The sequence below is a fragment of the Paenibacillus sp. genome, from assembly GCF_035645195.1.
In the GTDB taxonomy this organism is placed as follows: Bacteria; Bacillota; Bacilli; order Paenibacillales; family YIM-B00363; genus Paenibacillus_AE.
Genome location: NZ_DASQNA010000025.1, coordinates 379,086 through 389,413, shown reverse-complemented (window position 1 = coordinate 389,413; position 10,328 = coordinate 379,086). Strand labels below are relative to the sequence as shown.

The following is a 10,328-nucleotide window of genomic DNA, read 5'->3' as shown; positions in this document are numbered from 1 at the left end:
AACGTTCGACCGTCTCGGAGACAGCTATGGGGTGCTGCCCGGCTTCGACAACGGGATGAAGGTAGAGAACCATTACGAGCGGCCCGAGTATGCCGACTTATTGAACAAAGTTCGCGCGTGGTATAAGGCTGGCTACATCAACAAGGATGCAGCGACGACGCAAAGCGTTCCGACTGAATTCCTCAAAGCGAAAAAAGCTTTCTCCTATATGCATAACTACGCTCCGGGAAATGTTGAGAACGAATCCCGTGCCGTAGGCATGGAATTGGTGTATGCGCAATTGACTCCCGCTTACACGGAGACGAATCATATTCTCTCCGGCATGTGGACGATCGCCCAGCAGTCCGAGGATCCCGAGCGGGCCATGATGTTCCTCAATCTGCTGTACACGGATAAAGAGGTATTGAACCTGTTCAAGTGGGGCGTCGAAGGTAAGCATTACGTGAAGGTGTCGGACAATGTGATCGATTACCCGGCGGGAGTGACAGCCGCCAATGTCGGTTACTCATTGAACACGTTAATCATTCCTAACCACTTCATCGGCTACACGATGAAGTCGGAAGATCCGAACCTGTGGCAGAATGTGAAGGAATTTAACCAAACGACGGAAAAGTCCAAGGCGCTAGGCTTTTCGTATAATGCAAGCGCGCTTAAAAACGAAACGGCAGCGCTCAGTAATGTGGTCGAGCAGTATAAGCGGGTATTGGAAACAGGCTCGGTGGACCCTGCCGACAAGCTCCCCGAGTTTATCGACAAGCTGAAGAAGGCCGGCATCGAGAAAGTCATCGCAGAGAAGCAGAAGCAATTGGACGAATGGGCGGCTGGAAAGCAGTAGTTCAACACACCGTGCCGGGTGAGCGATCACTCGGCATTTCCTATTCAACCGCAAGTTGAACTGCCTCGGGTGGGCGTGCATCCGTCAGAAAGTCGTGAAACTGCAAATGAATAAGTCGTGTCGCGGAAAGCCTGCCGACGAGCTCTCCTTTATGATGGAGATAAGAGATAAGTACTGGACAAAGGAAGGGATGCAGCGATGAAGCAAGCCGCACCGACAGCCGTAGTGCTGGCTCAGCCGAAAGTAAGGAAACGAACCAGCGAATACCGAAAGTATGCACCGCTTTTACTGATGATGATCCCCGGACTGCTTTATTTTCTATTTAACAATTACTTGCCGATGCTGGGAATCGTCATCGCATTCAAGGACATCAATTTCGCGAAAGGCATCTTGAACAGCGATTGGATCGGCCTCGCCAATTTCGAGTATTTGTTTAAAACATCGGATGCGTACATCATTACGAGAAATACAATCCTATACAACGTGTTCTTCATCGTAGTCGGAACGGTCCTGTCATTAGCCACCGCCATTATGCTGAACGAGATCAAACAGAAAGTGTTAATGAAAACCTATCAGGCTATTATTACGCTTCCGCACTTAATCTCAATGGTTATCGTCAGCTATCTGGTGTTTGCCGTGCTGGGTCCGGAAACCGGTTTCTTGAATCGGACGGTGCTGCCGTGGTTCGGGAACGAGGAGGGAATTTCCTGGTATACGGAAGCAAGCTATTGGCCGACGATTCTGACGCTGGTGCATTTTTGGAAAGGAGTAGGCTTCTCCAGCATCGTATTCTTTGCCGCCTTGGTCGGCATCGATGAAGAGTACTTCGAAGCGGCGAGACTGGACGGAGCGAATCGTTGGCAGCAAATTTTACATATCACCCTGCCGATGCTGATGCCGGTCATCATCATTTTGACGTTGCTTGCCGTTGGACGGATTTTCTACTCCGATTTCGGGTTGTTCTACCAAGTACCGTTGAACTCCGGCGCTTTGTTCGAAACGACGTCTACCATCGATACCTACGTGTTTAACGGGTTACTAGGCCACGGCGACATCGGCATGTCTACGGCGGCAGGCGTATACCAATCGATCGTCGGGTTTATACTCGTCCTTCTAGCGAACTACACGGTAAGAGTGTACAGCAAAGAAAATGCATTATTCTAGGAGGTGATTCCCTTGAAACAAGATGGCAAAGGAATAACGTATGTTAGTCACATCGCTTTGTTTTTGTTTGCTGCAGCATGCATTGCCCCGTTCGTACTGTTAATTTCCGCATCGTTAACGGATCAGGACAGCATTATCGCCAACGGGTATTCCTTCTATCCAACGGTATTTAGCGCTGACGCGTATACGTATTTGTTCGACAGGGGAGCGGATATTATCCGCGCTTACGGAGTCACGCTCTTCATCACGATCTTTGGAACGTTGCTTGGCGTAACGATTACGGCCCTTCTTGCCTACCCGCTATCCAGAAGCGTGACGCCGCATCGCAATCTCATTATGTTTCTGGTGTTTTTCACCATGCTGTTTCATGGCGGACTTGTCCCTAGCTACTTGGTATACACGCAATTTTTCGAATTGAAAAATACCATTTGGGCGCTCATCATTCCTGGGTTGTTGACCAACGGATTTTACGTCATGCTCATGCGGACCTTCTTCCAGACGACGATTCCGGCCGCGCTGCTCGAGTCCGCGCAGCTTGACGGCGCCGGGGAGTTCCGAACGCTCTGGTCGATCGTTCTTCCATTATCGACGCCGATCATGGCGACCATCGGAATGTTCATTTCCATCATGTATTGGAACGATTGGCAGAACGGCATGATTTATATCACGAAGCCGGAGTTATTCAGCATTCAAAATTTATTGAAGCGAATTATGGAAGATATGAACTTCATTAAAGATTCCATGGGTGCGGAAGCCGGCGCCGCATTAGCGGAAATGCCTTCAGATTCGGTGAAAATGGCGATTGCGGTCATCGGGGCTTTACCAATACTCGTTGCGTACCCGTTCTTCCAGAAGTATTTCGTCAAAGGGATCATGATCGGCGCTGTGAAAGGGTAAAGAAATTTACGTATAAGGAGCGAAACAGGATGCTATATCCAATCGTAACGGAAACGCGCAACGTCATTGATTTAGGGGGCATTTGGAGATTCAAACTTGACGCAGGACAAGGCTTTGAAGAAGAGTGGATGAACGCTCCGCTTACGGATTCGATCAGCATGGCTGTACCGGCCTCGTTTAATGATGCGGGGGTGACGGCCGACATTCGGAACCATGTCGGCTGGGTGTGGTACGAGAGAGACTTTGCTGTGCCGAGCATGCTGTTCTCGCAGCGCATCGTGCTGCGCTTCGGATGCGCTACGCATAAAGCCAAAGTATATGTCAACGGCGTGCTCGTCACTGAGCATACGGGCGGCTTTACGCCGTTCGAAGCCGAAGTGAATGCGTATTTACATGCGGGGAAAAACCGGGTGACGGTCGCCGTGAACAACATCGTCGACGAAACGACGCTTCCTATGGGTTCCTATAGCGAGACGGAGGTGCCCGGAATCGGGAAGGTCGTCAAAAACAGTCCGTACTTCGACTTCTTTAATTACGCGGGACTTCATCGCCCGGTCAAGATTTATACGACGCCGAAGAGCTACCTGAAGGACGTTACGATCGTCACCGATCTTCGCGGTTCGGAAGGCATCGTTCGCTATGAAACCGATATCGAAGGCGATGTGCAGGTGAAGGTTGCCGTCATCGACGAAGACGGGAATCGAGTTGCGGAAAGCTTAGGCGCTGCAGGTACGCTTACGATCGATCAGGCGAAGCTTTGGGAGCCATTGAACGCATACTTGTATCAGCTTCGATTGGAGCTTCTCGATGACGGAAATGTCGTAGACGTCTATGAACAACCTTTTGGCGTTCGGACCGTGGAAGTGAAGAACGGCCAATTTTTGATCAACAACAAGCCGTTCTACTTCAAGGGCTTCGGCAAGCATGAGGATACTCCGATGAACGGAAGAGGCATCAATGAGGCGGCCAACGTGATGGACTTCCGATTAATGAAGTGGATCGGCGCCAACTCGTTCCGCACCGCGCATTATCCGTATTCGGAGGAAATGATGCGGCTCGCCGATCGCGAAGGCATCGTCGTCATCGACGAAACGCCTGCCGTCGGCCTGCATCTGAGCTTTAATGTCACGCCGACTCGCGGACCGAAGAGAAACACTTGGGAAGTATTGAAAACCCAGGATTGTCATGCGGAGGCGATTCGGGAGCTTGTCGCTCGCGATAAAAACCATCCTTCAGTCGTGATGTGGTGCGTCGCGAACGAGCCCGCTTCCGAGGAGGAGGGAGCCGTGGAATATTTCCGGCCGCTCGTCGAATTGACGAAGGAGCTTGACCCACAGAAGCGGCCGGTGACGATCGTGAACATCATGATGGCTACTCCCGACCGCGACAAGGTGGCGGAGTTGGTCGATGTCATTTGCCTAAACCGCTACTACGGCTGGTACGCGCTCGGCGGGGAATTCGAGATGGCCAAGATGGCGCTTCGCAAAGAGCTGAACGGCTGGATCCAGCGTTGTCCCGGCAAGCCGATCATGATGACGGAGTACGGCGCCGATACGATCGCCGGGCTGCACGACGTCGATCCGGTTATGTTTACAGAGGAGTACCAGGTCGAATATTTGCGAGCGAATCATGAGGTGTTCGACGAATTCGAGCATTTCGTAGGCGAGCAGGTATGGAACTTCGCGGATTTCCAAACGAGCCAGGGCATTATCCGGGTACAAGGCAATAAGAAGGGGATCTTTACTCGAGATCGAAAACCGAAGGCCGCAGCGCATGAATTGCGCAGAAGATGGACGTCCATTCCGGATTTCAGCTATAAGCAAAGCAAGACAGCGCTGGTAAACCAGTAAAATGTAGGTGTGCTCCCGTGAGACGACCTGGGTGCTATGGAGTGGATACGTTCATACGCCGAATATCGACGGATTAGCCGGCATGGCGCTCTGTTCGCGAATTATTTGCCGTTCCGTTCGGACGGAACGTTATAAGCTGATCCGCAATTTTTGGCCGACTCGGAAGGTCGAAGCGCCGGTTAACCTCGCCAAGCCGGAATATAAAGACAAAATGCCTGTCGTTCAGTTGTTCGATCTAACGAAAGATCCGAACGAGTTTCATAACGTCGCGGACGACCCCGGCGTATGCAGAGGCTTATTCGGAATTGAACGGATTGCTATGGGATTGGCTCGAACAAGTCGGGGACCCGATTTTGCAAGGTCCTGTTCCCACTCCCTATTATAAGGAAGCGACAGCGGATTACCGGGAGCGGAAAGTAATTAATTGCCGATGAAGGAGGAGTTTCAGTGAAGTTTCATGACGATTTTTTGATCGGGGCCGCTACCGCCGCGCATCAAGTAGAAGGGAATAATGTAAACAGCGATTTTTGGCTGATGGAACACCTCCCTGGCACTACGTTCAAAGAGCCATCATTGGATGCTGTCGATCATTACCGCCGCTTTCGGGAGGATATCCAACTATTGGCGGATGCGGGCCTCAATGCATACAGGTTTTCTATCGAGTGGGCTAGAATCGAACCCTCCAAAGGGTACTTTGACCGGGAGGAAATCGAGCATTATCGAGACGTTCTTGAATTTTGCCATCGCTTGAGCGTAACGCCTATAGTGACTTTGCATCATTTCTCCTCGCCGAAATGGTTGATCGCAGAAGGCGGTTGGGAGAGCGAAGCGACAGCGGAATATTTCGCCAATTACTGTACATTCGTCGTGTCGGAGCTGGGCGGCCTCATTCCTTACGTTTGTACCATCAATGAAGCGAATATGGGGAAGCAAATCGCCAAAATTATGAAAAGGATGACGGGGGCGAAAGAGGACAAGGCGGATTCGGCTGCCGACGGGGACATTCAGGTTGGTCTGAATATGGATATGAAAGTAAAGATGGAGACGTACTACAGGGCACTGGGCCAGTCGTTCGGCATGGACCCGAGGATGGTCCATCCGTTTCTATCTCACCGAACGGACGATGGCGATCTGCTCATCATGAAATGCCATGTGCGAGCGCGGCAAGCGATTAAAGAAGCGCAGCCCCATATCAAGGTCGGCATTACGTTCTCGCTGTATGACCATCAGGCGCTTCCGGGCGGGGAGGAATTTGTGAAAGCGGAGCAGCATGACGACTTCCTTCATTACCTGCCTTATCTTCAAGAGGACGACTTCTTAGGAGTCCAAAATTATTCCCGGAAAATCCATGGCCCGAACGGCGTTGTTCCATTGGATCCGGCCGCCAGGAAAACGAAAATGGGCTACGAGTATTACCCGGAAGCGTTGGCCGGCGTGCTGCGATTCGTATCGAAGCATTGGGATAAACCGATTATGATTACGGAGAACGGTATATCGACCGATCAAGATGCGGACCGCGTAGAGTTCATCAAGCGGGCGTTGAAGGGTGTCCACGAATGCGTGGAAGAGGGCATTCGCGTCATCGGATATATGCATTGGTCCTTATTGGATAACTTCGAATGGCAGCTCGGTTATGACCAAAAGTTTGGTTTGATCGCCGTCGATCGAGCGACGCAAACCAGATATCCTAAGGAAAGTTTGTCCGTTTTAGGCAATATAAGGGTAGGTTTTTCGGAATCTATATTGTGATCGAGGATGGAGTACCCGCGACGAATCGGGTACTCCTTTTTCTTAGGAGTGTATTCGTGGAAATGTTGCATAGTTTTGCATTATTTACTCAACCTATCCCTAAAACCAATTGACAAAGGGGTAGAAGTTGATGCGCAAAGATATGCGCTGTTATGTGTTAAGCCTGCTAATGGCGGCATTACTCCTGCAGACAGCTTGCAATGGCAATACCAATGACAATATGGAAATCCAAAGTGCGGAAAGGGGAGGGGGAGGACAGCAGCTTCCACTTGCATCGGAAGACAGCGGCCGCATCCCATTAGTTAACAATGAATATGTCCCGATCCAGGACTTGTCGGAAGCGATCGGGTATCGTACGAACTGGAACCCGAATGCGCAAGTACTTAGCATTGGGGATACCGATGTCATTTTCGAAATCGCCATGAATCAATCGCGTGCGGAAATCGATGAAAAGCCGGTTCAGCTATCAGGCCGTCCGGTGCTGATCAACGGGAAACCGCATGTCCCCGTTTCCGCACTTTCGGAGCTCTTCCAGCGGGAGATTCGGTACTCCGTACAAGACAATCATGTAGTCGTTCATCCCGTTACGAATGACGGGGCGACTACGAACCAAATGGCATCGGAAGAAGGGTCATCCGTCGGAATGCTGCATACGACGAATGCCAACGCAGCGGTGGCCGAAGTCAAACGAACGGTGACACTGCGCGAGAGGCCGTCGGTACAAGGGGACAAAATCCGGTACGCAAGACAAGGGGAAAGACTCGATGTTCTCGAGAACGTCAATCGGTATTGGTTGAAAGTAAGGGATGCGAACGGCCGGGTCGGGTACGTATCTTCTTCAAGTAAATACGTAGATATTAAAACAGCGCCGGCACCGGCGACAAATCCACCCTCCTCGAATGCCAATGCAGCGGTTGCCGAAGTCAAACGATCCGTGACGCTGCGCGAGAGGCCGTCGGTGCAGGGGGACAAAATCCGATACGCAAGAGAAGGGGAAAGGCTTCAAATTCTCGAGAACGTCAACCGCTACTGGTTGAAAGTGCGGGATGCGAACGGCCGAGTCGGGTACGTATCTTCTTCGAGCAAATACGTAAATATTACGGGGAATAATGCAAATGCGGGAACCCCGGCACCGACAACCCCCGCCCCGGCAACCCCGGCCCCGACAGCGCCGGCACCGGCGACTAACGCAGCTGTAAGGAATGTCATCGACGCCGGCATGAAGTATTTGGGGACGCCCTATGAATTCGGCTCGAGCCGCAGTAACACAAGGACGTTCGACTGTTCCGATTTTGTTAGACAAGCCTATATTGACGGGGCAGGAATCACGCTGCCTTCAAACTCCCGAACACAGGGGGATTACGTACGTAGAATCGGAAAAACAACGTCCGACTGGAGACAATTGAAGCCGGGGGACATCATGTTCTTCATGTCGTACAAAGGATCAAGGGCATCAAATTATAGCGGGATCAACAAAAGCAGCCAACGGATCACGCACGACGGAATCTACATCGGGAACGGCAAAGTGCTTCATACGTACTCCGAAGATGCCGGCGGCGTCCGGGTAGACTCCTTTGAGGGCAGGCATTGGGAATACCGATTCCTCTTCGGCGGGAGCGTATTTTAAGAATACGGGCACCCGCAATAGAACTGCGACAAATTCGATGTGGCGGAGAATGCAAGGACAGGAGCGAAACAGGATGCTCCTGTCTTTTTGTTTGGCCATGCTTACCGGCGGCGACCGGCTCATGAACGTCGGACTTGCGATCCCCTTGGCTCGCGGAGATTGGGCAATTTACAAAACGTTATATTAATTCTCTATTGAAAATGATTTAATATCTTAGTATAGTGTATATCACATACACAATATTGCCTTTTTTGACAATTTCATACTTCGTACGACAATAGCAAACCCACTGAAAAGTGGCGACGCAAAGCTACAGGGGCTAATGCGGATTTGCCTAAAGACCGCGATGCCAGCCAGTTGCCGAATACGACGGAAGCCTCCGTCTATCTTTCTATGTCTCGTAAGCTGGATGGGGGCTTTTTGCGCGCTTTTTTTGGGAAAGGGGGGATGCAGGGGAACCAATTTTCGCTTTAAAAAAGACTTTATGAGAGGAGGAAGATCGCAAACGAATGTCCGGCATTCAAACGAAATCGATGCCTGCCGTAACGCCGACCGCTTTTCCGATTCTGATCGCCATCAGTATCGTACATTTATTGAACGATGCGATGCAGTCGACCGTTTCGGCGCTATTTCCGATTTTGAAAGAATCTCTGCAACTGACGTATAAGCAGATCGGGCTGATCGCCTTCTGCATGAGCACGACCGCCGCATTGCTGCAACCGGTGGTCGGGAAAGCGGCGGATGCGCATCCCCGGCCAAATGTATTGCCGATCGGGGTCGTCTTCACGTTGACCGGTATCGTTACTCTATCCTTGGCGTCGAGCTTCGGCGTCATTTTGCTCGCCGTGATCGCCATCGGCATCGGATCCGCCGTCTTTCACCCGGAGTCTTCCCGGGTCGCTTATATGGCCGCCGGGAACAGGCGAGGACTCGCGCAGTCGATATTTCAAGTCGGCGGCACGATCGGTACCTCCCTAGGACCGATAATGACGGCGGTGGTGTTCGTCCCATTGGGGCAGTTCGGCGTCATCTGGTTTTCGATAGCGGCATCGGCCTGCATCGTGATCCAGATGTACGTGGCAAGCTGGTATCGCAATCACATGACGATGCATGCCAAGCGCGGGGCGCAGCGCGCAAGCCGCTCCGCGGCATTATCTCGGCGCCAGATCGCTTGGACGGTCGCGATCCTCGTATTTTTGCTTTTTTCCAAGTATGTATATGTTTCCAGCATTACTAGCTACTATTCGTTTTATTTGATTCATCGCTTCGGTTTGCCGATCGCGCATGCGCAGTTGCTGCTGTTTGCGTTTTTGTTCGCGTCGGCGATCGGGATGCTGGTCGGAGGGCCGATTGCGGACCGGTTCGGCCGCCGGAACGTCATTTTCCTATCTATTTTCGGGGCGGCGCCGTTTTGTCTGTTGATGCCGTACGCAAATTTGTTCGCTTCCGGCGTGCTTGTCATTTGCGCGGGGTTCGTGATGTCGTCGGCGTTTTCGATTATCGTCGTCTATGCGCAAGAGATGATTCCGGGGAATGTCGGACTCATTTCCGGATTGTTTTTCGGTCTGGCGTTCGGTCTCGGAGGTCTCGGCTCGGCCGTGCTCGGTTGGGCGGCCGATGCGAGAGGCATTGAATTCGTTATGCGGCTGTGCGCGTACCTTCCTTTGCTAGGCGTGTTGGCTTTGCTGCTTCCGAATGAACGCCGCAATGCGACGGAGGCCTGACGGCCTTGTCGGCCCAAGGACAACTTTACGAGAGGGGTTTTGGCCATGATTAGCCTTTTTGTATATGGCACGTTGTTAACAGGGGAAGCCAACCATCATATTATCGCTCCTTATTTGTTAGCTGCCGAACCTGGCGCGATCCGAGGGAAGCTGTACAATGTCGGACCGTATCCCGCGCTCATGCTGTCCGAGAGCCGCGCTGACGGCATGATCGTCGGCGAATGGATGATCATCCGCGAAGCCGGTCTGCCGGCGTTGGACCGATTGGAGCAATTTTACGGACCGGGAGACCTCCGCAACGAATATGAGCGCGTGCGCGTCGTCGATATCGACGGAAATCGCGAAGGCTGGGTTTATTTATATGTAAGGCAAGACCCGAAGAGCTTCCCGGAAATCGCGTCCGGGTCGTGGAGAAGCGTCGCGGAACGTCCGAGAGGCGATTTGCTGACGGCTTGGGCGCCTGTCTAAAAGCTCCTGCGGGG

Annotated in this window: 8 protein-coding genes and 1 riboswitch; all 8 genes read left to right on the top strand. The window is 51.9% G+C overall.

From position 1 onward, the window contains the following. Nucleotides 1-835: ABC transporter substrate-binding protein (locus VE009_RS14210; protein WP_325008662.1), on the top strand; the 835-nt coding region annotated here is incomplete at its 5' end. A 198-nt stretch (nucleotides 836-1,033) separates the two neighbouring features. Further along, nucleotides 1,034-1,999, top strand: a complete 966-nt coding sequence (locus VE009_RS14205) for an ABC transporter permease (protein WP_325008660.1) — start codon at nucleotides 1,034-1,036, stop codon at nucleotides 1,997-1,999. A 12-nt stretch (nucleotides 2,000-2,011) separates the two neighbouring features. Beyond that, nucleotides 2,012-2,896 (top strand): carbohydrate ABC transporter permease, encoded by an 885-nt coding sequence (locus VE009_RS14200; protein WP_325008658.1) that lies wholly within the window; start codon nucleotides 2,012-2,014, stop codon nucleotides 2,894-2,896. 29 nt (nucleotides 2,897-2,925) lie between these two features. After that, nucleotides 2,926-4,746, top strand: coding sequence for a beta-glucuronidase (gene uidA / locus VE009_RS14195; RefSeq protein ID WP_325008656.1), 1,821 nt, complete (start codon nucleotides 2,926-2,928; stop codon nucleotides 4,744-4,746). A 447-nt stretch (nucleotides 4,747-5,193) separates the two neighbouring features. Beyond that, the gene (locus tag VE009_RS14190; RefSeq protein WP_325008654.1) at nucleotides 5,194-6,495 is read left to right on the top strand and encodes a glycoside hydrolase family 1 protein; all 1,302 of its coding nucleotides are present in this window, start codon (nucleotides 5,194-5,196) and stop codon (nucleotides 6,493-6,495) included. Nucleotides 6,496-6,625: 130 nt separating this feature from the next. Beyond that, complete coding sequence (locus tag VE009_RS14185) at nucleotides 6,626-8,122, top strand: SH3 domain-containing protein (protein WP_325008653.1); 1,497 nt, start codon at nucleotides 6,626-6,628, stop codon at nucleotides 8,120-8,122. Nucleotides 8,123-8,391: 269 nt separating this feature from the next. Then, nucleotides 8,392-8,487, top strand: a riboswitch (cyclic di-GMP riboswitch). Nucleotides 8,488-8,631: 144 nt separating this feature from the next. Then, nucleotides 8,632-9,846, top strand: a complete 1,215-nt coding sequence (locus VE009_RS14180; RefSeq protein WP_325008651.1) for an MFS transporter — start codon at nucleotides 8,632-8,634, stop codon at nucleotides 9,844-9,846. A gap of 45 nt (nucleotides 9,847-9,891) precedes the next feature. Then, on the top strand, nucleotides 9,892-10,314 hold the full coding sequence (locus VE009_RS14175) for a gamma-glutamylcyclotransferase family protein (RefSeq protein ID WP_325008649.1): 423 nt from the start codon (nucleotides 9,892-9,894) through the stop codon (nucleotides 10,312-10,314). Nucleotides 10,315-10,328: the final 14 nt, after the last annotated feature.